We start from the raw sequence: 22,844 nt of genomic DNA, 5'->3' as shown, positions 1-22,844 counted from the left end.
TCAGCTGGCTGCCACAGCGTTCCACGTCCTCTGAAAACGACACGGTCGTCGCAACCTCTCAATCGAGAGTGTTGCGACGACCGCTAGAACCCGCCCGAACCGCGTGGCCCCGGCCCTTCGCGGCCACTAGGCAAACCTGAAGCGAGCGAACCGAACTCAGCTCAACTCGCCGGGGCGAGCTCCGGTTCGCTTGCGGCAGAGCCGGATTCGGTCGAACGCCGCGAGTGACCGAAGGCGATTCCGGCCATCGCGGGCAGGAACACCAGCAACAGGATGAACGAGGCCGCAGAGGTCACTTCATAGAGCAGGCCCGCGTCGCCGAGTTCGATTCCGGGCACCTGGTCGAGCATCCAGCTCACTGCCGAACTGGCAAGTCCCGCACCGAAACCCGCGGCCAACCAGCGGACAGTGAGGCCGTCGTCGCCCGAGCGGCCGTCGCGCACGCCCCAGGCAACGACCACCGCGATGATCACGAGCAGGCAGGCCGCGCGCCAGAAGGTGCCATAGGTGGGCAACGAGCCCATGGCGAAGCCGAGCAGCACGCGCAGGGCGACGACCAGCGCGCCGAGGACGGTGGCTCGTAACACCCAAGCGGTCATGGACAACACCTTAGCGGGACGGAACTAGAACCGGTATCAATTCTGCGGATCGAGTGGTGCCCCTACGTCACCGGGACCATCGGCTACTGCCGTCGAGCGGATTCTTCCAGGGCCGCCGCCATATCCGCACGCGGCGCGGGCTGTCCAGTGAACTGCTCGACCTGACCGTAGGCCTGGTTCAACAGCATCTGTAAGCCGCTGACCACGGTATTTCCGGCGGCCTCGACGACCGTCGCGAGGGGGGTCGGCCATGGGTTGTAGATCGCGTCGAGCACAACCGGTGCGACGGCGACAGACGAGGCGATCAGCGCGGCCGCCTCAGCCGGTACCGTGCTCACGACCGCACCGGCCGACTCGCACGCCGCACGAACCCGCGCGGCGTCGAGCGGGACGACCGTCGCCCGCATTCCCAGCTGGTCGGCCAACTCGAGCGCACTGCGCGCCCGTCCGGCATCGCGCGCGATCACGGTCACCGATTTCGCGCCCAGTTCCGACAGTGCCAGCAGCGCAGGCCTGGCCGTGCCGCCGGCACCGAGCACAACGGCCTCGTCGATTCTCGACACACCACCACCGCGCAGCGCACCGAGGACGCCGTCGACGTCGGTGCAATCCGCGCGCCACCCGCCCTCGATGTGTACCAGGGTGTTGGCCGAGCCGACCAGCACCGCGCGTTCGGTGCGCTCGACGGCCAGATCCAGGGCCGCTTCCTTGCCCGGCATGGTCACCGACAGCCCGACCCATTCGGGGCCGAGCCCGTCGACCAAGCCGGGCAGCTGCTCGGCCGAGCATTCGATGCGTTCGTAGGTCCAGGGCAGTCCGAGCGCGCGGTAGGCGGCCAGGTGCAGCTGGGGGGAGCGCGAATGCGCGATCGGCTGACCGAGCACAGCTGCCTTGCGAAGGCTCACCTCAGCGCCCACTGTCGAGAATGCCGCTCTGCTCCGCCTTCACGATATTGCGCAGGTGCTCGGCGTAGGTCTCGGTGAACAGCGTGGTGCCCTTCTTGTCGATCGTGACGAAGTACAGCCACTTGCCCGGCTCCGGATTCTCCATCGCCTGCAGGGCTTTGATCGACGGCGCCGCGATCGGGTTGGCGGGCAGACCCGGCATCGCGTAGGTGTTCCACGGTGTCACGCGGTTGCGGTCGGCGTCGGTGGTGGCGACCTCGGTCTCGTCCAGCGAGTAGTTCACCGTCGAGTCGAACTGCAGCGGCTGGTCGATCTTCAACCGGTTCGCGATGACCCGCGCCACCTTCGGCATGTCCGGCGGCAGCGCTTCGCGTTCGACGAGCGAGGCCGCGATCAATGTCTGATACGGGTTCAGCTGGGTTTCCGCGCCGGAACGCAGCAGCCCGGTCGACTCGTACAGCGCCGCGCTCGACGTGATCAGCTGACGCAGGATCTGTGTCGCGCCACCACTGGGATCGAAGTCGAGGGTGCCGGGCGCGATCAGGCCGTCGAGCTGCCTGCGCCGGTCCGGCGCGGCGGCGACGGACTGCTTGGCCCAGTCGGGCACCCCGAGCGCGGCGAGGTCGGTGCTCGAGCCCGCGGCGTCGAGTTGCTCGTAGGTCACGCACTGGGCGGTCGGCGGGGCGCCGAGGCAGCTGGCACTGGCGATCTTGGTGTAGATGCCTTCCTTGCGCGCGCCGGTGTGCACGTCGAGCTGATCGTGGAGCAAGCGGCCTTCGGAGACGACGACGTTGCCGACGCGCGAACCTTTCGACACCAGTGACGTCACCGCGTGCTCGGCGGGACTGTTCAGCTGGACGGCGTAGAAGCCGGGGTGCACGGTGTTCATGTTCGAGTTGCGCACGGCCGCTTCGTAGAACGCCTCCGAGCTGGCGACGACACCCTTGTCCTTCATGGTGTCGGCGATCTGGGTGGCGGTGTCACCGGAATGCACCTGGACCACCACGAGCGCTCCGGGCGGGCCCGCGAAATCCTCGGCCGGGGCCAGGCCACCCATCAGTTTGTAGCCGGCGAAACCGGCGGCGGAGACGAACAGCAGGACGAAGATCGCCGCGAACACCCACATATTGCGGCGGCGCTTCTTGCGCTCGGCCGCCTTACGTGAGGCGATCCGCGACTTGGCGCGTCCGGATTGCTTGCGTCCGGCCGGTTTACGTCCCGATGCCGGGCGCGCACGCTCGGTCGCGGCGGCGCGCTGGCCGATCCGGCGCGGCGCGACGACGGGCTCGGGGTCGGGTTCCGGTTCGGGTGCGTCGTCTACGACCTGATTGTCGTAGACCTCGTCCTCGTAGCGCGGGATGACGTCGGTGCCGTCCTCGTCCCACTCGCCGCGGTCGGGCGCGGGGCGCTCGTCGCCGCGCACGGTGCGGGCATCAATGCCCCAGTCGTCGCGGCGCGGGTAGCGCCGGTCGGCTTCTCGCGCTCGGTAGCGCTCCTCGGCCCTGGTCCATCGGTCGGTCATGCATCGTCTCCGACCGCGTTCGCCGGGCCTGTTGCGTCCTTCAACATCGAACTCCGCTCGTCCAACCATCCTTGCAGGATCGACACGGCTGCCGCCTGGTCGATCATCTGCCGCTGGCCACGTGCGCGAACTCCACTGTCGCGCAGCGCACGTGCAGCAGACACCGTAGTCAAACGTTCGTCGGAAAGGCGTATCGGAATCGGGTCGATCACCCGGTGCAACTGCTTGGCAAACTTACGCGCGATAGCCGCCGCGGTGCCGTTTTCGCCGCGCAGGGTGCGTGGCAGGCCGATGATCACCTCGACCGCTTCGTACTCCCGCACAATGTCGGCAATCTTTGCGATGTCGGCGGGTGGACCGCCCGCGCGCCCACCGGACTTGGCGCGCGGGACGGTCTCGACGGGGGTGGCGAGGATGCCGTCGGGATCGCTCGAGGCGACCCCGATGCGCACGCTACCGACGTCGATCGCGATCCGGCGGCCCCGTCCGGGGTCGGTGTCCGGGTGCGGTCGATCGGCTTGCTCGTCGGGCGAACCAGGGGTGGTCATCAGCCGGCGAGTTCGGCCACCCGAGCGCGGACGGCGGTCAAACCGGCCGGGATGCCCGACGGGTCCGAACCGGCGCCTTGCGCCATCTCCGGCTTGCCGCCACCACGCCCGGAAATACTGGGCCCGAAGGCGGCCACCAGGTCACCGGACTTGAAGCCGAGGTCCTGGGCGGCCTTGTTGACGGTCACCACGAACGGCGCCTTGCCGTCGACATTGCCGAGCAGCACGACCACAGCGGCATCGGTGCCGAGACGGCCACGGATATCGGTGGCCAGGGTCCGCAGGTCACCGGCGGAGACGCCCTCGGGCGCCGCGGCGGCCACCAGGCGCACCGCACCGACCCGCTCGGCCTGCTCGGCGAACGTGCCCGCCGACGACAGCACCGCGGCGATCTTGGTGCGCTCGAGTTCCTTCTCGGCCACCTTGAGCCGCTCCACGAGCTGCTCCACCCGCGCGGGCACCTCGTCCGAGGGCACCTTCAGCGAGGACGCGACACCGGCCAGCAGCGCACGCTCCTTGGCCAGATACTTGTAGGAATCGAGGCCGACGAAGGCTTCGACGCGACGCACGCCGGAACCGACCGAGGACTCACCAAGCAGGGTGATCGGGCCGATCTGCGAGGAGTGCTCCACGTGGGTGCCGCCGCACAGTTCCATCGAGAACGGGCCGCCGATCTCCACGACGCGCACCTCGTCGCCGTAGTTCTCGCCGAACAGCGCCATCGCGCCCATTTCCTTGGCCTCGGTCAGATCCGTGACGAAGGTGTTCACCGGGAAGTCCGCGCCGACAGCGTCATTGGAGACGACCTCGATATCGGCCTTCTGCTGCTCGGACAGCGCGCCCTGCCAGTTGAAGTCGAACCGCAGGTAGCCGGGCTTGTTCAGCGAACCGGCCTGCACGGCGTTGGGGCCCAGGATCTGACGCAGCGCGGCGTGCACCATGTGCGTGCCGGAGTGGCCCTGGGTGGCGCCGCGACGCCAGGCCGGATCGGCTTGCGCGAGCACGACGTCGCCCTCGGTGATCTGGCCCGCCTCGACGGTGGCCTTGTGCACCCAGACCTTCTTGGCGATCTTCTGCACGTCGTTGACCTGCAGCTTCAGGCCGTTGGCCGTGATGGTGCCGCGGTCGGCGATCTGGCCGCCGGACTCGGCGTACATGGGGCTGCGATCGAGGATGACCTCGATGTCCTGACCGGCGGTGGCGACCGGAACGCGGACGCCGTCGGCGATCAGCGCGAGGACATTGGCCTCGGAGGTGAGCTCGTCGAAGCCGGTGAACTCGGTGGCGCCGCGATCGACCAGTTCCTTGTAGACGGTCAGGTCGGCGTGGGCGTGCTTGCGGGCCTGGGCGTCGTCCTTGGCGCGCTTGCGCTGCTCGGCCATGAGCGAGCGGAAACCGTCCTCGTCCACGGAAAGGCCTGCCTCGGCGGCCATTTCGAGGGTGAGGTCGATCGGGAAGCCATAGGTGTCGTGCAGGGCGAAGGCATCGGAGCCGGTGATCTGCTTGCCGCCCTTGGACTTCACCGCGGTGGCGGCGTTGTCGAACAGGGTCTCGCCGGTGTTGAGGGTCTTGAGGAAGGCCATCTCCTCGCCGACCGACACCGTCTCGATGCGCGAGAAATCGGTGGCCAGTTCGGGGTAGGACGGCGCCATCAGGTCGGTGACAACCTTGATCAGCTCGGCCATCACCGGCTTCTCGGCGCCCAGCAGACGCGCAGAACGCACGATGCGGCGCAGCAGGCGGCGCAGCACGTAACCGCGGCCGTCGTTGCCGGGGTTCACGCCGTCGGCGATGAGCATCGCGGCGGTGCGGGCGTGGTCGGCGATCACGCGGAAGCGCACGTCGTCGGTGTGGTCGACGCCGTAGGAGCGGCCGGTGAGTTCCTCGGCCTTGTCGATGATCGGGCGCATCAGGTCGGTCTCGTAGACGTTGTCCACGCCTTGGAGCAGGAACGCGACGCGCTCGACGCCCATGCCGGTGTCGATGTTCTGCTTGGGCAGCGGGCCCAGGATCTCGAAGTTGTCCTTGCCGATGCCCGCGCCGCGCTCGTTCTGCATGAACACGAGATTCCAGATCTCGATGTAGCGGTCCTCGTCGGCCTCCGGGCCGCCCTCGACGCCGTATTCGGGGCCGCGGTCGAAGTAGATCTCCGAGCACGGGCCGCACGGGCCGGGGATGCCCATCGACCAGTAGTTGTCGGCCATGCCGCGACGCTGGATGCGGTCGGCGGGCACGCCCAGCTCGAGCCACATCCGCTCGGCCTCGTCGTCGTCGAGGTAGACGGTGACCCACAGGCGCTCGGGGTCGAAGCCGTAACCGCCGTCTTCGACGCTGTTGGTGAGCAGCGTCCAGGCCAGGGTGATGGCCTCGCGCTTGAAGTAGTCGCCGAAGCTGAAGTTGCCCGCCATCTGGAAGAACGTGTTGTGGCGGGTGGTGATGCCGACGTTCTCGATGTCGAGGGTGCGCACGCACTTCTGCACGCTGGTCGCGGTCGCCCACGGCGGGGTCTGCTGACCCAGGAAATACGGCACGAACTGGACCATGCCCGCGTTGACGAACAGCAGGTTGGGGTCGGCCAGGATCAGCGAAGCACTTCCGACCTCGGTGTGTCCGGCACGGACGAAATGGTCCAGGAACCGTCGTCGAATCTCGTGGGTCTGCACAAATATCCAGACTACCGGTGGGTCGCAGGTCGTTTTCCATCGACCGGGGTGGTCTGGGCCACCACGGGGAAACCGCAGTTCGACGACAATCGCCTTGTGACGAAAACCGAGCGGCTCTACGCACTCGCCGAGGAACTACGGGCCTACAGCCCACGGCCGCGGACCGCCCGTCAGCTCGCGGCCCGCTTCGAGGTGTCGACCCGCACGATCGAACGCGATCTGGCCGCGTTGGCGCAGGCCGGGGTGCCGATCATGACGGTGCCGGGGCGCGCGGGCGGGTACGCGCTCGACCGGCATCGCACGCTCGCGCCGGTGACCCTGACCGCGGCCGAGGCCACCGCCCTCGCGGTGGCGTTGCCCCGGTTGGCGGGCACGCCGTTCGCGGAAGCTGCGGCGTCGGCGGTCGCCAAAGTCGTGGCGGTGTTGCCCGAGGCCGATCGCGCGCGGGCTCGCACGCTGGTCGACCGGGTGAGGTTGTTTCCGGCGCCGGTCGCGGCGGCGGTGTCGCCGCAGATCCTGGAATCGGTGGTCAGCGGTCGGGTGCTGCGGCTGCACTACCTCGACCGCGACGGCAACCCGACCGAGCGCGACGTGGAGCCGCTCGCGTTCGTCGCGGGCACGCACTGGTTTCTGTACGCCTGGTGCCGGATGCGATCGGGATTGCGCGGATTCCGGCTCGACCGCGTGGTGCGGGCGCAGGTGCTCGACGACCTCGCACCCGACCGAGGGGTCGACCTGTCGACGATTCCGACGAGCGACGGCAGGCTCATCGATGTGATGTCGATCACCGACACACCGTTGTCGCGGTCGGACTGAACACTGGCGGCACGGACCACGCCGGTCCGGCCCGATGCCAGGAGCAGCTCATGACCACCACCGCCGTTACCGCCGATCAGCTCGCCGCCGACTGGACCGAGCTCTGGAACACCGACCCCGACATCGCCCACCGTCTGCTCGCCGACGACTTCCGTCTGCGCTTCGCCTCCGAGCAGACTCGCGAGTCGACCGATCCGCTGCGTGGTCCCGCCGAGCTGGCCGCCTTCGTGACCGGTTTCCGCGCGCAACGGCCGGGGGTGCGTTTCGTCGTCGACTCGGCCGCGGTCGGCACGCTCGACGCCGCGGGCACCGGAATGTTCGCGGTGCGCTGGCATTCCGAGGATGCAGGGGTCCCGGCGCACGGTGGCATCGACCTGTTCGACGCCGTCGGTGGCCGACTGCGTCAGATCTGGTCGGTCGGCGGAACGGCCCCGTTCGCGCTGGACTGACCCGGTCGGATCATTGGCCGCGAACGATCTTGCGCAACTTCTCCACGCGCGGGGCGATCGTGCGTTCGTTGCCGTGGTCGGTGGGCAGGTAGTAGTCGGTGCCGACCAGTTCGTCGGGTGGGTACTGCTGGGTGACGACGCCCTCGCGGTACTTGTGCGGGAACTTGTAGCCCTGGGCGTTGCCGAGCAGGGCCGCGCCCGCGTAGTGGCCGTCACGCAGATACGGCGGGACCGCACCGGCCTTGCCGCCGGAGATGTCGGCCATCGCGGTGCCGATGGCGGTGGTCACCGCGCCGGATTTGGGGGCGGTCGCGAGGTGGATGGTGGCTTGCGCGAGGGCGAGTTTGCATTCGGGCAGGCCGACCAGCTGGACGACCTGGGCGGCGGCGGTCGCGGTCTGCAGGGCCATCGGGTCGGCCATCCCGATGTCCTCGCTCGCGTGAATCATCAAGCGGCGGGCGATGAATCGAGGGTCTTCGCCCGCGGCGAGCATGCGGGCCAGGTAGTGCACGGCCGCGTCGACATCGGAACCGCGAATGGACTTGATGAAGGCGCTGATCACGTCGTAGTGCTGATCGCCCGCGCGGTCGTAGCGCACGGCGGCCTTGTCGACGGTGGCCTCGACCGTTTCCAGTTCGACCGCGCCCCCGGTGGCGGATTCGGCCGACGCCTCCAAGGCGGTGAGCGCGCGACGGGCGTCGCCGCCCGCGATCCGGACGATGTGTTCGATCGCCTCGTCGCTGACGGTGAAGGCCCCGGCCAGCCCGCGCGGGTCGCTGATCGCCCGAGCGAGCACGGCGCGGATGTCGTCGGGGGTGAGCGGTTGCAGTTGCAGGACCAGCGAGCGCGACAGCAGCGGGGAGACCACCGAGAACGACGGGTTCTCGGTGGTCGCGCCGACCAGCAGCACGATTCGGTTCTCCACCGCGGCCAGCAGCGCGTCCTGCTGGGTCTTGGAGAAACGGTGGATCTCGTCGATGAACAGCACGGTCTGCTCGCCCGCGGTGAGCCGGCGCCGGGCCAGATCGATCACCGCCCGCACCTCCTTGACCCCGGCCGACAACGCCGACAGCGCTTCGAACCGGCGCCCGGTGGCCTGCGACAGCAGTGAGGCCAGCGTGGTCTTCCCGGTGCCGGGCGGGCCGTAGAGCAGCACCGATGCCGCGCCGGAGCCTTCCACGAGGCGCCGCAACGGCGAGCCGGGACCGAGCAGATGGCCCTGACCGATCACCTCGTCCAGGTTCGCGGGGCGCATCCGGACGGCGAGCGGCGCGCCCGAATCGCGACGGAAGACCGCGTCGCCGGGTTCGGCGGACGCGTGTTCGCCGGGCACGTCGAAAAGGCTGTCGCTCACGTTCTGCAGGGTACCGACGCCCTCGGACATGTTCTGCGAGGAGCGGGGCCCGACCGTCGCCCGCGAACCTGAAGGTTCCGACAAAATAGACAATTGACCAACACTTGTCGCGAGAACTTGCGCTCGCGTGCTCGGTGGGATGAGATCGCTGATCGTGGCCGAAATCGCCGAAGTCCCCGCCGTTGCCGAGTCCGCCTTCGCGCGGCGGACCTTGTTCAAGGGCAGCGGCGTCGCCGCCGTCGCCGCGCTGACCACCGTCGCGACCTCCGCGCGGGCCACCGCGGCCGGTGGGGTGTTCCGCCACGGCGTCGCCTCGGGCGACCCGCTACCGACCGCCGTCATTCTCTGGACCAGGGTGACGGTTGCCGAGGACGCCGCGCCCGGGTCCGGGATCGGCGCGGCGACGACGGTGCGCTGGGAGATCGCCACCGACGACGGTTTCGGCGCGCTCGCCGCATCGGGCACCGTCACGGCCTCGACCGACACCGACCACACCGTCAAAGTCGACGCGACCGGCCTCACCCCCGGTCAGGACTACTTCTACCGCTTCACCGCAGGCGGCGAGACCTCCCCCGTCGGCCGAACCAGAACCGCACCAGCGCCGGACAGCGACATCGACCGCCTGCGCCTGGGCATGGTCTCCTGCGCCAACTGGGAGGCGGGCTGGTTCGGCGCCTACCGCCACCTGGCCGCCCGCACCGACCTCGACGCGATCGTGCACCTCGGCGACTACATCTACGAGTACGGCCACGGCCGCTACACCGGACGCAACGGCGCGGTCCGCGCGCACGACCCGGTGACCGAGATCGTCACCCTCACCGACTACCGCACCCGCCACGGCCAGTACAAGACCGATCCCGACCTGATGGCCCTGCACGCCGCCGTGCCGTTCATCTGCACCTGGGACGACCACGAATCGGCCGACAACTCCTGGCGCGACGGCGCGGAGAATCACGACCCGGCCACCGAAGGCCCCTGGGTCGACCGCAAGGCCGCCTCGGCCCGCGCCTATCTCGAGTGGATGCCGGTGCGCGCGACCCGCGCCGACGGCCAGGTGCAGATCTACCGACGACTGCGGTTCGGCACCCTGGCGGAGCTGTCGATGCTGGATCTGCGCACCTACCGCGACGAGGAGGCGGGGCCGGTCGCGGGCTGGCGCCACGCCGACGACCCGTCGCGGACGATCACCGGCCGCACCCAGATGGATTGGCTCACCGCGGGACTCACCTCCTCCCCCACCCGTTGGAAGCTGATCGGCAACTCGGTGATGATCGCGCCGCTGGTGTTCCCGCCGCTGGAGCCGGCGACGACGCAGGCGATCACCGAGGCGCTCGGCATCCCGCAGGGCGGCATCACCGTCAACGGCGACCAGTGGGACGGCTACACCGCCGACCGCACCACCCTGTTCCACGCGATCGCCGACAACAAGGTGGGCGAAGTCGTGTTCCTCACCGGCGACATCCACACCTCGTGGGCCGCGGACCTGCCGGTGGACGCCGCGAACTACCCGGGCGGGCCGACCGTCGGCGCGGAGTTCGTCATCCCGTCGGTCACCTCCTCCAGCGTCGGCGACCTGCTGAAGATGCCGCCCCGCACCGCCTCGGTCCCGGCGGAAGAAGCCATCAAGGCGGCCAATCGCCACCTGCGCTACACCGAGCTCGACTCACACGGCTTCGGCGTGCTCGAGGTGACCGCGACCCAGACCCAGATGGACTGGTTCTACGTCGCCGACGTCACCGACCCGGCGACGGGCGTGCGGCACGGCGCGTCGTTCGCCGTTCCGGTGGGCGGACGGCTCGAACAGCGACCGACGCCGGTGCTCTGACCGCGGTTCACGCGCTTTCGGCCGCCAGTTCCCGCTTCCATTCGCGGAAGCCCTCCTCGGTGCGGCCGCGCCGCCAATATCCCGACACCGACTGCCATTTCGGCGCGACGCCACGTTCCTTGCGCAGGTAGGGACGCAGGTGACGCATCACCGATTCGGCCTCGCCGTGCACGAACGCCTGGACCTGTCCCGGCAGCCACTCGGCCGCGCGCACCGCGGCCACCAGTGGCGAGTGCGCCCCGGCGAGGTCGTCGGTGATCCGGTCCGAGGGCACCCCGCGGTGCACCCAGTGCAGGCGGAGGTCGCCGGGTGAGTCGAGGGCGATCTCGTCCTCGGTGCCGCCCACCTCGACGAACACGACAGCGGGTGCGCCGGCGGGCACCGCCTCGAGCGCCGCCGCGATGGCGGGTAGCGCCGATTCGTCGCCGACGAACAGGTACCAGTCGGCCGCGGGGTCGGGTGCGAACGCGCCGCCCGGCCCGTTCAACCAGAACTGTTCGCCCGGCTCCACCGAGCGCGCCCATGGACCGGCAATGCCCTCGTCACCGTGCACCACGAAGTCGATGCTGATCTCGCGCCGCGCGGAGTCGAAGGAGCGCACGGTGTAGGTGCGCACCACGGGCTGACTCTCGGGGCCGAGCGTGGCGCGCGCTGTATCCGGATCGAACGGTTCGGGATATTCGACGCCGGGCGCCGGAAAGATCAACTTCACGTAGGCGTCGGTGAACTCGTTCGATGTGAAGTCGTCCGGCACAGTGCCGACCACCCGCACCAGATACGGGGTCAACCACTGCTTACGGACGACGGTGACAGGTTTCGACACAGCAACTCCCACTTCCTCGGATCCCTGGACGACGGTACGCCCGTCACGGTGGGAAGTGGGGTGCCAGCTATTCCGCCCAGCGCTCTTCGAGCATCGCCGAGACCTGTTCGGCGAAGTCGCCGACCGCGTCGTCGCCGGTCATCCTGGCGTCTTCGGCCAGTGCCGACCACCGGTTGATCAGCGCTTCCGAGCGCGGCACCGACAGGCCGTGTTCGCGCGCGGTGGCGATGCGGGTGTGGTCGGCGGGCAGGAACCAGTAGGTCGAGAGCCAGACCCAGATCAGCCGGGCTTCGAGGATCCGTTCGGCCAGCACCGTGTCGTCGGCCAGTGACGGCCAGACGCCGACCACGGCCGAGCGCCAGGCCTCGACCATTTCCTTGGCGCGGCTGCGCGAGAGTTCGAAATCGCACAGGCAGCCGGGGAACGAGACCAGCGCGTAGGCGATGTCGAGGGTGGCGTCGCGGAAACCGCCCCACTCGTAGTCGAGGAACCGCGCGCCTTCGTCGTTCATGATCACGTTGTCGGGGCACAGGTCCGACGGGCTGAACGCGCGGTAGCGACCACCGGTGAACAGGCGGTTGCCCGCCACGATGCGGTCGGCGATCTCGCCGGGCACCTCGATACCGAATTCGGCCTGGAGCAGACCGGGAACATCGGCGATGGCGGCCTGAGCCTGCTGGGCGATCCCGTCGACGCGGTGCGCCGAGTCGACCCGGCGCATCAGTGCCACGAAATCGGGCTCGCGGCCGACGGTGGCGGCGTGCATCCGGCCCAGCGCCTGCGCGAACGCCATCAGCGAGTTGCGGGTGCCCGGTTCGACGCGGGCCTGCAGCACCGAGGTGAGCAGCGCGTTGTCGCCGAGGTCGGACAGCACGAGCAGCCGGTCGGGGACGCTGTGCGCGATCAGGAACGCGCCGGGGCGCTGTTCGCGGCTCAGCGCGGTGGTGAACTGGTAGGACACCGCCTCGCGCAGGAACGCGGCGTCGATACTGGCGACGCCGGGCGCCATTCCACCGATGCGGCGGTCAGGACTCGACCCGCGCACCTGTTTCACGATCAGCGTGCGCGGTAGCGAAAACGCGTTCTCCGCAACACGCACGCGTAGGACTGTCGTCCTACCACTGCCGCTGAGCTCCATCGGATCACTCAGCTTTACCGGAGCACCCATTCGCTTTGTGAGCAACTGTTGTGCTGCGGACACGACGTCGGCGGCGCGTTCGGCCAATAGTGCGGTCATCGCCTCTCAAGCTACTCTCGTCCGATCACTTCTAGCGAGCGGTTGGACAACCTTTCCGCGTCGTTCGGCGTGTTGGCGCCGAGGTTGCGCGTGTGTGCCTGTTCGCTTGACACATCAGCCGGTCTTCGGGTTTTCTCATCGTGAACTGCTGTGCGCCACACCGCAAACCGGTTGAGTCGAAAGGTCTATCACAATGACCGACACTCCGTACGCCGCATCGAGCGATTCGCCCGGCGGGTCGCCTGTTCCGGGCGGTGGCGGACAGTTCGCCGGCCCCGCGGGCCGACACGAGGGCACGGGACAACCGCGCGACCGAGGGACGGGACAGAGCAGGCACGGAATGGCCGGTGGCGCAGGCTATCCGCAATTCGAAGGCCCCGGCGCCGCGCAGTACGGGCAGGAACCGGTCGAGCCGCCACCGCCGATTGCCGGACACGGCGGTCCCGCACCGCAGTACGGGCCCGCGGGCACCGGACCGGGTTACGCGGTGCCCCAGTCGAAACCGGAGAATCCGACCTTTCCCGCAACCGGCGTGTCGCCGAGTGGCGGTGGGCAGACGCCCGGTTACCTCCATTCGGGAGCACAGGCCCTCGATATCGGCCGTTCGCTGAGCTATGGCTGGGAACGCTTCCGGGTCAATCCGGGTCCGTGGCTCGGCGTCACCGCGGTGGGGGTGTTGATCTACCTCGCGGTCGTCGCCGTGGTTCAGCTCGTCGACCCGACGTCGCCGTTCAGTGTGCTGGTGCTGTTCCTGATGGTGATCGTCGCGCTGTGGCTGTTGCAGGCGGCGATGGTGCGCGGCGCGCTCTACGAAACCGACGGGTACCCACCGGCTTTCGGGTCGTTCTTCCGGTTCGTGAACGCGGGCAATGTCCTGCTGACCGCGCTGCTCGCCTTCACCATCACGCTGGTGTTGTCGGCGCTGTGCCTGGCGCCGGGACTGATCGCCGGGTTCCTGTGCATGTTCTCGCTGCACTTCGTGATCGATCAGGACTACGGGCCGGTGGAAGCGATCAAGGCGAGCGCGCAGCTGGTGCTGGCGAACCTGTGGGCGTCGGTGCTGCTGGCGCTGACGGTCATGCTGGTCACCCTCGTCGGCCTCGCCCTGTGCGGACTCGGCCTGTTCGTCGCGGGGCCGGTGTGCGTGATCGCGGTGACCTACTCCTACCGGATGCTGACCGCGGGGCCGGTCGCCCGCATTTAACGTTCGAGCGCGGTCCGCATGCCGATGGCCCGTTTGAAGCGGCCGAGCGGGCCCTTCTCCTCGCCGACCTTCGGCCGCAGCTCGAGCACGATGACACCGGCGATCACGATGCCCACCAGGTTCACCGCCAGCTGACCGACCGATTCGAACGCCCGATGCCACTGCCCGAGCGTCGCCGCCACCACCGCGTACCCGGCGGCGGGCACCGTCGTCACGGAGATGAACACCCCGATCAGTGCCGCCGATTTGGCGGTGACCAGCGACAACATGCCCGCCGCGCCGGCGAGCAAGGCCACGACCAGGGAGAACGGGCCGACCTCGTAGATGAAGTCGACGCTGTGCGCGTCGATCACGCCCGCGGTGGTGATCCAGCCGAGCTGTTCCCACACGATCGTCGCGCCGAGCGTGATCACCATGGCGATCGGGAACGCCACCGCCAGCGCGATCATCGAACGCCGCGCCAGCCGCCAGTTGCGGCGCACCAGCGCCACCGACAGCGCGGCCAGCGGACCGAACTCCGGGCCCACCACCATCGCGCCGACGATGGTGACCGGCGAGTCGGTCGCCACCCCGATCGCGGCGAGCAGGCAGGCGATGGTCAGGAACGCGACGAAGGTGGCGTTGAGCGAGGATTCCTCACGGGTTTCCTTGAGCAACTGCTCCCAGATCACCGCGTCACTCGGATCGCCGGGCGCCGCCCGCACCGCGCGGTCGGCGGCGTCGGACAGGACCGTGGTGACCGGCCCGAGGGTGATGCCGCCGTGCTCGACGATGCCGAGCGACTTCACCTGGGCGAGCACCTTGTTGCCCGCCTCGCGCGCCACATCGGCCTGGACGAGATCGCCCGCGGGCTCGACCGCGATACCGCGAGCCACCGTGAGATGGGTGACGCCGGCGTCGGCTTCGAGGATCCGCACCAACTCATCGGTCTGGTCGGGCGGGCTGATCACTCGAAGATGTAGCACCGGTGTCCTCCTGGTCGGTATCGCCGTGGCGATACAGGAACTGACCAGAAGGTACCGGGCTACCCGTGATGACCGCTATTTCTCGGCCGCAACAACTTTCGGCGCGTCGGCGGCGGCCTTGACCACCGGCTTGGCATCGATGCCCGCTTCCTTGCGCTGCTGCGCGGTGATCTGCGCGGGCGCGTCGGTGAGCGGGTCGACGCCGCCACCGGTCTTCGGGAACGCGATCACCTCGCGGATCGAGTCCTCACCGGCCAGCAGCGCGGTGATGCGGTCCCAGCCGAAGGCGATGCCACCCATGGGCGGGGCACCGTAGGAGAAGGCGTCGAGCAGGAAACCGAACTTCTCCTGGGCCTCGTCGTGGTCGATGCCCATCACCTTGAACACGCGTTCCTGCACGTCGCGACGGTGGATACGGATGGAACCGCCGCCGATCTCGTTGCCGTTGCAGACGATGTCGTAGGCGTAGGCCAGGGCCGAACCGGGGTCGGTGTCGAAGGTGTCGATCGAGTCCGGCTTGGGCGAGGTGAACGCGTGGTGCACCGCGGTCCAGGCCGAGTGGCCCAGTGCCACGTCGCCGCTGGCGGTGGCCTCGGCGGCGGGCTCGAACATCGGGGCGTCGACGATCCAGACGAAGGCCCAGGCGTTCGGGTCGATGAGGTCGCACTTGCGGGCGATCTCGCCACGCGCGGCACCCAGCAGGGCGCGCTGTGCCTTGGTCGGGCCTGCCGCGAAGAACACGCAGTCGCCCGGTTCGGCGCCGACATGCTTGGCCAGGCCGTCACGCTCGGCATCGGTCAGGTTCTTGGCGACCGGGCCGCCGAGGGTGCCGTCTTCGTTGATCAGGATGTAGGCGAGACCCTTGGCGCCGCGCTGCTTGGCCCACTCCTGCCATGCATCGAGCTGACGTCGCGGCTGGCTCGCGCCACCCGGCATCACGACCGCGCCGACGTACTCCGCCTGGAACACCCGGAACGGTGTGTCCTTGAAGTACTCGGCGCATTCGGTGATCTCGATCCCGAAGCGCAGGTCGGGCTTGTCGGAGCCGTAGCGCCGCATCGCCTCCGCGTAGGTCATGTGCGGGATCGGGGTGACGATCTCGTGGCCGATCAGCTTCCACAGCGAGGTCAGGATGTCCTCGGCCAGCAGGATCACATCGTCCTGGCGCACGAAGCTCATCTCGATGTCGAGCTGAGTGAACTCCGGCTGACGGTCGGCGCGGAAGTCCTCGTCGCGGTAGCAGCGCGCGATCTGGTAGTAGCGCTCGATGCCGCCGACCATCAGCAGCTGCTTGAACAGCTGCGGGCTCTGCGGCAGGGCGTAGAAGCTGCCCGGCTGCAGGCGCGCGGGGACAAGGAAGTCGCGGGCACCCTCGGGGGTGGAACGGGTGAGCGTGGGGGTCTCGACCTCGATGAAGTCGTGGCGCGCCAGCACGTCGCGGGCGGCGGCGTTGACCTTGGACCGCAGGCGGATGGCGTGGCCGGGGCCTTCGCGGCGAAGGTCGAGGTAGCGGTACTTGAGGCGGGCCTCGTCGCCGGGGGTCTCGTCGAGCTGGAACGGCAGCGGCGCGCTCTCGTTGAGCACGACCAGTTCCTTGGCATCGACCTCGATCTGCCCGGTCGGCAGCTCCGGGTTCTCGTTGCCGTCGGGACGCCGTTCCACCACACCGGTGACCTGCACACAGAATTCCGCGCGGAGCTTGTGGGCCTGTTCGGCCGCCTCGCCCTCGCGGAAGACCACCTGCGAGACGCCGGAGGCATCGCGCAGATCGATGAAGGTCACACCACCGTGGTCACGACGCCTCGCCACCCAGCCGGTGAGGGTGACGGTCTGACCGGCGTGCTCGCCTCGCAGCGAACCAGCCAAGTGGGTGCGCAGCACGGTATTCCTTTCGACAGACTTTCGCGGACTCGTCGCACCGCGACGAAGGTGCGGTGCACTGCCATCGTAGTGAGACACGGTGCCGGGATGAAAACCGATATCTGCCCTACCGTGTCAAGCTTGTGACACTGTCCACCGTCCGCGGCTCCCGCCGACGGTGAATCATGCTGTGAGGCAGCTGGACAACCGAGCGAAGGCGAGTACCGCGATGACCTTCAACGAAGGTATGCAGATCGATCCCGGCCGGGCTTCCTCGGGAGGTGGACCCGGCATGGGCGGCAAGGTCGCCCTCGGCGGCGGTGCGGGCGGTTTGATCCTGCTGGTGATCACGCTGCTCATGGGCGGCGATCCCGGGTCGGCGCTCGGCAATCTCACCGGCGCGCCGGGCGAGCAGCAGGCCCAACCCGGGACCGCGGGCACGCCCGAACATTGCAAGACCGGTGCCGACGCGAACAAGTACGTCGACTGCCGGGTGGTGTTGACCGCGCAGAGCCTGGACTCGGTGTGGTCGGTCCAGTTACCCAAGCAGACCGGGAAGAAGTACGTGGAGCCCAAGCTGCGGCTGTTCACCGGTGCCGTGAACACCGGCTGCGGCAATGCCACCAGTGACGTCGGCCCGTTCTACTGCCCCGCCGACCAGACCGCCTACTTCGACACCGCGTTCTTCCAGGAACTGACCGACCGCTTCGGCGCGAGCGCGGGACCGCTGGCGCAGGAGTACGTGGTCGCGCACGAGGTCGGCCACCACATCCAGAACCAGCTCGGCGACATCGGCAAGGCCCAGCGCGATCCGCAGGGCGCGACCTCCGGTGCGGTGCGCACCGAGCTGCAGGCCGACTGCTACGCAGGCATCTGGGCCAATTTCGCCGACAAGCAGCCCTCCCCCGGCGGCGGGCAGCCCTTCCTGAAGCCCCTGTCCGACACCGATATTCGGGATGCGCTCTCGGCCGCCAACGCCGTCGGCGACGACCGGATCCAGCGCAGCGCCGGGCGCGGGGTGAACCCCGAGTCGTGGACCCACGGGTCCTCGGATCAGCGGCAGAAATGGTTCCTCGTCGGCTACCGGACCGGGTCGGTGCAGGCCTGCGACACCTATTCCGCACGTGACCTCGACAACCCGCCCGGGCTACGCTGACCCGAACGCGAAACCCGCGCACTGTCTTTCGATCGAGGGGAACCCATGCGCCCGACCATGACCGGACTGCTCGTCTGCGCTCTCGCTCTCACCGGCGCGAGCGCCGTCGCCCATGCCGATCCGGAGCCACTGCCGCTGGTGAGCCTGACCACGATCCCCGACGGCTGGTCCCAGCGCACGGATCTGCGCCCGGTCCTGCAGATTTTCGCCGACGGCAAGGCCGTCCACATGCCCGACGCCGCGAGCAAGGACCGCAAGCCGGAGACCGCGCCGAAGAAGGTGACCGGAAAGGTTGCCGCAGACGTGATCTCGGAGGCGCGCGAGGAGATCAACGCGCTGAAGGACACCGATTTCGGCATCCCGGTGGGCGAGGGCAAAGGCACGCAGATCATCGACCTGATGCCCGACGATCCCGACGGTGAAGCCCACCTGGTCGTCTACTCCCCCAACGCGTCCGACGGCCTCAACCCGGAGCAGAAGGACGCCCGCAAGCGCTTCACCGACCTCTACAAGAAACTGGTCGACGCCTTCAAGAGCTGATCGTTGAACGACAAGGGGCTCACCGGTTTTCGCCGGTGAGCCCCTTGTCGTTCAGAGGCGGTCGTTCAGAAGCGGTCCGCGGTCTCGTCCGCGTCGCGCTCGTCCTCGTGGACCGCGCCGATGACGTCGGGCGTGGATTCGCCCAGCGGACCGGTGAGATCGTCGTTGCCGGTGCGGCTCTGGTAGGGCTGCACGGTCCGGCCGTGTTCTTCCTCGTTGTTACCACGGCCCGCGCCCGCACCCGCACCGCCGCCCATCATGCCGGAGCTGCCGCTGGTGCCCGCCGCGCTGGTGGTGCCCATTCCGCCGGGGGTCATGGCACGACCACCCGCGCCGGGCACGGCCGCACCGGGCACGGCCGCGGTGCTCTTCGGAGTGCCCGCGCTCGGGGTGCCGCCGGTGCCGCCACCGGTGCCGCCGCCACCGCGTGCGGTGCCGAGTGCGCCCAGCGAAGCGCCACCACCGCCGCCACCGCCACCCGAACCGCCCGAGCCGAGGCCCGACGGGGTGGTCGCGGTAGGCGACGCGGTGGTGGCGGGAGCGGCGCTCGCCGCGGCCGTCGAGGCGTCGCCGCCGAGTGCTTCCTGCGCCTGGGTGAGCAGGGGTTCGCCGATGTTCTCCGACGCCGCGGTCAGCACATCTTCCGGCGAAGGCAGACCGCTCTGGCTCGCCAGCTGGCTGACGACGCCACTGAGCTCGCCGGTGTACCCCATCAACTGCCCACGGGTGACGTTGACGACCGACACCGCTTCACCGAGATGCGTGGTGGCCAAACCGATCAGCGTGGCCTGGGTGGGCGGCAGCATGATCGTCGGCGCGAGCGCGGTGGCCTGGGCCGCGAAGGTGGTGGCGATGGTGGTGAGCTGCGCGTTGCCGGTCTGGACGACGGCCGCCGCCTGCTGGGTGAGCGCCGAGATGTCGATGCCGCGCTGGCTGGTTTCCTGGCCCTGGGTCTGGGCCTGCTGGCTGGCGGTGGTCGCCGCGTCGGCGGCCTGGCCCTCCCACACCTGCTGGACGGTCTTCACACCACCCTGGGCCAGGCTCATCGCCTGTTCGATGACGGCCGAGGAGTTGCTCAGGATCGTGGTCGGGTCCAGCGAGCTGAAAACGCCGGTGCCGAAGCTGCTGAGCAGGTCGAGGAACGGCTGGAACAGGGTCTCGATGCCGGGCAGCGCGGGCAGCGACAGCCCGCTCATCAGCGCGGCGACCGGATCCTCGGTCAGCGTCGTGGCGGCGGCGGACGGGCTCGCACCGGTGGCACCCGACGCGGCGGTGCCGGAGGTGCCGGTGAGCGCCGACTTGGCCTGGTCGAACGCGGTGAGCGCGGCAGCCGAGGCGGGCGCCGCCATCTGCGCCACCGTGCCCTGCAGCCCGCTGAGCGCCGACGACGCGTCCTCCGAGACACCGGACAGGATGTCCTGGGGCTGCATGCCGGTGCCGAGACCACCGAGCCCACCCAACCCGGCAGGCGACATGGTGCCGCCCTGTGCCTCGTCGGTGACCTTCTGCGCGAGGCTGAACACCGCTTCCTCGGCCTCGGCCGCGTCGTCGGGCACCTGCATCAGCGGCACATCCAGGATGGCCTGCGATTCGACCGGTACCGCGCCCATCACCGATGCGGTGGCGGCGTCGGCGGTGGCCAAGGAAGCCTCGGGCGCGATGACGCCCGCGTCGGAGCTCAACGGCTTCATACCGCGCCGCCGATTCCGGCAGCCTGGCGCGCGAGCTCGGCGGCATTGTCGATATCGGTGGTCTCGAAGGTGACCGACGACTTGAAGGCCGCATCCGACAGCGAGCTGAATTTCGACGACAGGTCGTTGATGTCCTTGGCCTGCAACGCTTGTGCGGCCGCGAACATCGCCAGGTAGTCGGCACCGATGAGGCCGAACACCGGCGTCGCCGCCGACACGCTGGCCACCAGGTCGATATTGCCCGCCGCGGCGACCTGTGCCGCCACCCCGCCATTGGTCGCCGCGAACGCGGCGACGTCTGCGGGTTGCACGGAAACGTGATTCATGCGAAATCCCCCCAACTCGTCGTGAAAAGTCTGCACTACTGGAGCGATCGGTGGACGCGAAACTCCCGACGCGACCACCGGACTGCGGTTGGCGCCAAATATAGCCGAACTCCCTGACAGTTTTCGAGTCGTGCCGACTTCGATCCGCAGGACCCACTATCAAAACTAGAACATGTTCTATATCCTCGGCCACATGAAGGTCGCAGTGACCGGCGCAGCCGGCTACCTCGGTACCAACTTGATCCCTCTGCTCGTCGAGCGCGGCCACGAGGTCGTCGCCATCGACCGCGCGGCCCCGACCACCGCCGACCCGGCCGTGACCTGGGTAGACGGCGATGTACTCGACCCGGCGTCGATGCGTGCGGCGCTGGCGGGCACCGAGGTGGTCTACCACCTGGTCGCGTTGATCACCCTCGCCGAACGCAACGATCTGGCGTGGCGGGTGAACACCGAGGGTGTGCGCGTCACCGCCGAGGCGGCGCTGGAATCAGGCGTGCGCCGGTTCGTGCACACCAGTTCCATCCATGCCTTCGATCAATATCGCGCGGGTGGGCACATCGACGAGACCTCCAGTCGCTCCGACGATCCCGGCCTGCCGGTGTACGACCGGTCGAAGTGGTCGGGCGAGCTGGCCTTGCGTCCGTTGATCGAGCGCGGGCTCGACGCGGTGATCGTGAATCCGACCGGCGTCTACGGTCCGCTCGATCACCCCGAGCGCCTGTCCCGGCTCAACTCCACCGTCGCTCAGGCGATGCGCGGCCGGATTCCGGTGATGATCGGCGGCGGCTTCGACCTGGTCGACGTGCGCGATGTCGCCAAGGGCCTGATCCTCGCGGGCGAGAAGGGACGCACCGGCGAGAACTACCTGCTCGGCGGTGAGATGACCACGATGATCGACCTGTGCCGGATGGCCGCGGCCCGCACCGGCGCCAAGGGTCCCCGCTTCGCCATCCCGGCGAAGGCGCTCGGCGCGCTGCTGCCGGTGCTAGAGCCGATCAGCAGACGACTCGGCTCCGACATCCTGTCCAAAGCCGCACTCGGCGCGCTGATCTCGGCGCCGATCGTCGATCACGGCAAGGCCGAACGCGAACTCGGCTACCACCCACGCCCGACCACCGAGACCGTCAACGACCTCGTCGACTTCCTGCGGGCGTAGCGTCAGGCTTGACAGTCGTTCGAACACATGTTCGACTCATGGAGTGCGGTGGCAAGCCCAGACCCTAGACGCCGATGACGGCGCGCTGCCCGGCCTGACCAGGGCCGGGCTGGTTCGTTCCGTGCGCACCCCCGATTTCGACGGCATCACCTTCCACGAGGTGCTCTGCAAGAGCGCCCTGAACAAGATGCCAGAGAGCTCCGCACTCCCCTTCCGCTGGACGATCAACCCGATGCGCGGCTGCTCGCACGCCTGCCGCTACTGCTTCGCGCGCGGCAGCCACGAATATCTGGGCCTGGACGCGGGCGAGGATTTCGATTCCGAGATCGTGGTGAAGACCAATATCGCCGCGGTGTTGCGTCGCGAACTGGGCCGTCGTTCGTGGCAGCGCGAGGCGGTGGCCCTGGGTACCAATACCGACCCGTATCAGCGCGCCGAGGGCCGATACCGCTTGATGCCCGGCATCATTCGCGCACTCTCGGACACGGGCACGCCGTTCTCCATCCTCACGAAGGGCCCGCTGCTGCGGCGCGATCTCCCACTGCTCACGGAGGCGGCACGGCAGGTCGAGGTGAGTGTCGCGGTGTCGATCGCCATCCTCGATCCCGACCTGCACCACAGCCTCGAACCCGGGACCCCCGAACCGCGCGCACGTCTCGATCTGGTCCGCGCACTGGCCGACGCCGGTTTCACCGTGCACGTCATGGCCGCGCCGATCATCCCCTGTCTCACCGACAGCCGAGCCCATCTCGAAGCCCTGTTCGCCGCGATCGCCGACGCGGGCGCGTCCAGCGCCATGGCCTTCCCGATGCACCTGCGCGGTCCCACTCGCGACTGGTTCCTCACCTGGCTCGGCACCGAACACCCCGCCCTCATGCGCCGCTACCGCCAGCTCTACGCCCGCGGCGGCAACGTCACGCCCCTCTACCGCGACTGGCTCCGCGACCGGGTGAATCCGCTACTCACCCACCACGGTTTGCGCCAGACCCAGGGCCGCACCACCCCGCCTGCGCCGCCACCCACCCCGCAGGACCCGCAGCTCGCCCTCTTCGGCTGAGCCTTCCAAGGCTTCCCGCCCGACCGCGATCGACAGCTCGGCGATGTCCCGGGGCGGCCACTGTTCGCGCCCCGACCACCGACAACCCATGCCCCGCCTGCGCACGCGTGATGCCGACGAGCTGGTTCCCGCGAGCCCGAACAGCCAC

Annotated in this window: 20 protein-coding genes; 8 read left to right on the top strand and 12 right to left on the bottom strand. The window is 69.0% G+C overall.

From position 1 onward, the window contains the following. Nucleotides 1–161 precede the first annotated feature (161 nt). From ACFWUP_RS09035 to alaS, 5 genes are all read right to left on the bottom strand, one after another. The gene (locus ACFWUP_RS09035) at nt 162–599 is read right to left on the bottom strand and encodes a B-4DMT family transporter (protein ID WP_379232299.1); all 438 of its coding nucleotides are present in this window, start codon (nt 597–599) and stop codon (nt 162–164) included. 83 nt (nt 600–682) lie between these two features. Further along, nucleotides 683–1,504 (bottom strand): shikimate dehydrogenase, encoded by an 822-nt coding sequence (locus ACFWUP_RS09030; RefSeq protein ID WP_379232298.1) that lies wholly within the window; start codon nt 1,502–1,504, stop codon nt 683–685. 1 nt (nt 1,505) lies between these two features. Continuing rightward, nucleotides 1,506–3,026: an endolytic transglycosylase MltG gene (mltG, locus tag ACFWUP_RS09025; protein WP_379232296.1), complete on the bottom strand. Its 1,521-nt coding sequence runs from the start codon at nt 3,024–3,026 to the stop codon at nt 1,506–1,508. Next, nucleotides 3,023–3,574 (bottom strand): Holliday junction resolvase RuvX, encoded by a 552-nt coding sequence (gene ruvX / locus ACFWUP_RS09020; RefSeq protein WP_379232294.1) that lies wholly within the window; start codon nt 3,572–3,574, stop codon nt 3,023–3,025. Before ruvX ends, mltG begins: the two co-directional genes overlap by 4 nt. Next, on the bottom strand, nt 3,574–6,237 hold the full coding sequence (alaS, locus tag ACFWUP_RS09015; RefSeq protein WP_379232292.1) for an alanine--tRNA ligase: 2,664 nt from the start codon (nt 6,235–6,237) through the stop codon (nt 3,574–3,576). The genes ruvX and alaS overlap by 1 nt, the downstream gene beginning before the upstream one ends. Nucleotides 6,238–6,333: 96 nt before the next feature. Here alaS and ACFWUP_RS09010 point away from each other — a divergent pair, with 96 nt between their 5' ends. Next, complete coding sequence (locus ACFWUP_RS09010; protein ID WP_379232290.1) at nt 6,334–7,053, top strand: helix-turn-helix transcriptional regulator; 720 nt, start codon at nt 6,334–6,336, stop codon at nt 7,051–7,053. A gap of 50 nt (nt 7,054–7,103) precedes the next feature. Next, the gene (locus tag ACFWUP_RS09005) at nt 7,104–7,502 is read left to right on the top strand and encodes a nuclear transport factor 2 family protein (protein WP_379232288.1); all 399 of its coding nucleotides are present in this window, start codon (nt 7,104–7,106) and stop codon (nt 7,500–7,502) included. A gap of 10 nt (nt 7,503–7,512) precedes the next feature. Here ACFWUP_RS09005 and ACFWUP_RS09000 read toward each other — a convergent pair whose 3' ends face one another. After that, on the bottom strand, nt 7,513–8,886 hold the full coding sequence (locus ACFWUP_RS09000; protein WP_379232286.1) for a replication-associated recombination protein A: 1,374 nt from the start codon (nt 8,884–8,886) through the stop codon (nt 7,513–7,515). Between the two features lie 109 nt (nt 8,887–8,995). On the opposite strand from ACFWUP_RS09000, the gene ACFWUP_RS08995 reads away from it, so the two are divergent. Further along, complete coding sequence (locus ACFWUP_RS08995; RefSeq protein ID WP_379232284.1) at nt 8,996–10,681, top strand: alkaline phosphatase D family protein; 1,686 nt, start codon at nt 8,996–8,998, stop codon at nt 10,679–10,681. A gap of 7 nt (nt 10,682–10,688) precedes the next feature. On the opposite strand, the gene ACFWUP_RS08990 is transcribed toward ACFWUP_RS08995, so the two are convergent. Both ACFWUP_RS08990 and ACFWUP_RS08985 read right to left on the bottom strand, forming a co-directional pair. Continuing rightward, a complete protein-coding gene (locus ACFWUP_RS08990) occupies nt 10,689–11,504 on the bottom strand; it encodes a siderophore-interacting protein (RefSeq protein ID WP_379232282.1) in 816 nt (271 codons plus the stop codon). Nucleotides 11,505–11,571: 67 nt separating this feature from the next. Beyond that, a complete protein-coding gene (locus ACFWUP_RS08985) occupies nt 11,572–12,741 on the bottom strand; it encodes a phosphotransferase family protein (RefSeq protein ID WP_379232280.1) in 1,170 nt (389 codons plus the stop codon). Between the two features lie 193 nt (nt 12,742–12,934). On the opposite strand from ACFWUP_RS08985, the gene ACFWUP_RS08980 reads away from it, so the two are divergent. Continuing rightward, the gene (locus tag ACFWUP_RS08980) at nt 12,935–13,945 is read left to right on the top strand and encodes a hypothetical protein (protein ID WP_379232278.1); all 1,011 of its coding nucleotides are present in this window, start codon (nt 12,935–12,937) and stop codon (nt 13,943–13,945) included. On the opposite strand, the gene ACFWUP_RS08975 is transcribed toward ACFWUP_RS08980, so the two are convergent. Together ACFWUP_RS08975 and aspS are read right to left on the bottom strand one after the other, a co-directional pair. After that, nucleotides 13,942–14,910: a DUF389 domain-containing protein gene (locus ACFWUP_RS08975; RefSeq protein ID WP_379232276.1), complete on the bottom strand. Its 969-nt coding sequence runs from the start codon at nt 14,908–14,910 to the stop codon at nt 13,942–13,944. The genes ACFWUP_RS08980 and ACFWUP_RS08975 overlap by 4 nt on opposite strands. Before the next feature lie 75 nt (nt 14,911–14,985). Next, nucleotides 14,986–16,791, bottom strand: coding sequence for an aspartate--tRNA ligase (aspS, locus tag ACFWUP_RS08970; protein ID WP_379232274.1), 1,806 nt, complete (start codon nt 16,789–16,791; stop codon nt 14,986–14,988). Nucleotides 16,792–16,999: 208 nt separating this feature from the next. Between aspS and ACFWUP_RS08965 the strand changes: the two genes are divergently transcribed. Both ACFWUP_RS08965 and ACFWUP_RS08960 read left to right on the top strand, forming a co-directional pair. After that, a complete protein-coding gene (locus ACFWUP_RS08965; protein ID WP_379232272.1) occupies nt 17,000–17,926 on the top strand; it encodes a neutral zinc metallopeptidase in 927 nt (308 codons plus the stop codon). Between the two features lie 45 nt (nt 17,927–17,971). Next, nucleotides 17,972–18,466, top strand: coding sequence for a hypothetical protein (locus ACFWUP_RS08960; RefSeq protein WP_379232270.1), 495 nt, complete (start codon nt 17,972–17,974; stop codon nt 18,464–18,466). Between the two features lie 65 nt (nt 18,467–18,531). Here ACFWUP_RS08960 and ACFWUP_RS08955 read toward each other — a convergent pair whose 3' ends face one another. Together ACFWUP_RS08955 and ACFWUP_RS08950 are read right to left on the bottom strand one after the other, a co-directional pair. Further along, entirely contained in the window at nt 18,532–20,157 is a 1,626-nt protein-coding gene (locus ACFWUP_RS08955) for a hypothetical protein (protein ID WP_379232268.1), read from the bottom strand. Further along, nucleotides 20,154–20,483 carry a type VII secretion target gene (locus ACFWUP_RS08950; RefSeq protein ID WP_379232266.1) on the bottom strand — a complete coding sequence of 110 codons (330 nt, stop codon included), beginning with the start codon at nt 20,481–20,483 and terminating at the stop codon, nt 20,154–20,156. The genes ACFWUP_RS08955 and ACFWUP_RS08950 overlap by 4 nt, the downstream gene beginning before the upstream one ends. Nucleotides 20,484–20,676: 193 nt before the next feature. Here ACFWUP_RS08950 and ACFWUP_RS08945 point away from each other — a divergent pair, with 193 nt between their 5' ends. Both ACFWUP_RS08945 and ACFWUP_RS08940 read left to right on the top strand, forming a co-directional pair. After that, nucleotides 20,677–21,639, top strand: a complete 963-nt coding sequence (locus ACFWUP_RS08945) for an NAD-dependent epimerase/dehydratase family protein (RefSeq protein ID WP_379232265.1) — start codon at nt 20,677–20,679, stop codon at nt 21,637–21,639. A gap of 43 nt (nt 21,640–21,682) precedes the next feature. Beyond that, nucleotides 21,683–22,696: an Rv2578c family radical SAM protein gene (locus ACFWUP_RS08940; protein WP_379232263.1), complete on the top strand. Its 1,014-nt coding sequence runs from the start codon at nt 21,683–21,685 to the stop codon at nt 22,694–22,696. Nucleotides 22,697–22,844: the final 148 nt, after the last annotated feature.

Origin of the sequence: Nocardia sp. NPDC058658 (assembly GCF_042716665.1) — a bacterium.
In the GTDB taxonomy this organism is placed as follows: Bacteria; Actinomycetota; Actinomycetes; order Mycobacteriales; family Mycobacteriaceae; genus Nocardia.
This window is presented reverse-complemented; position numbering and strand designations above follow the sequence as displayed.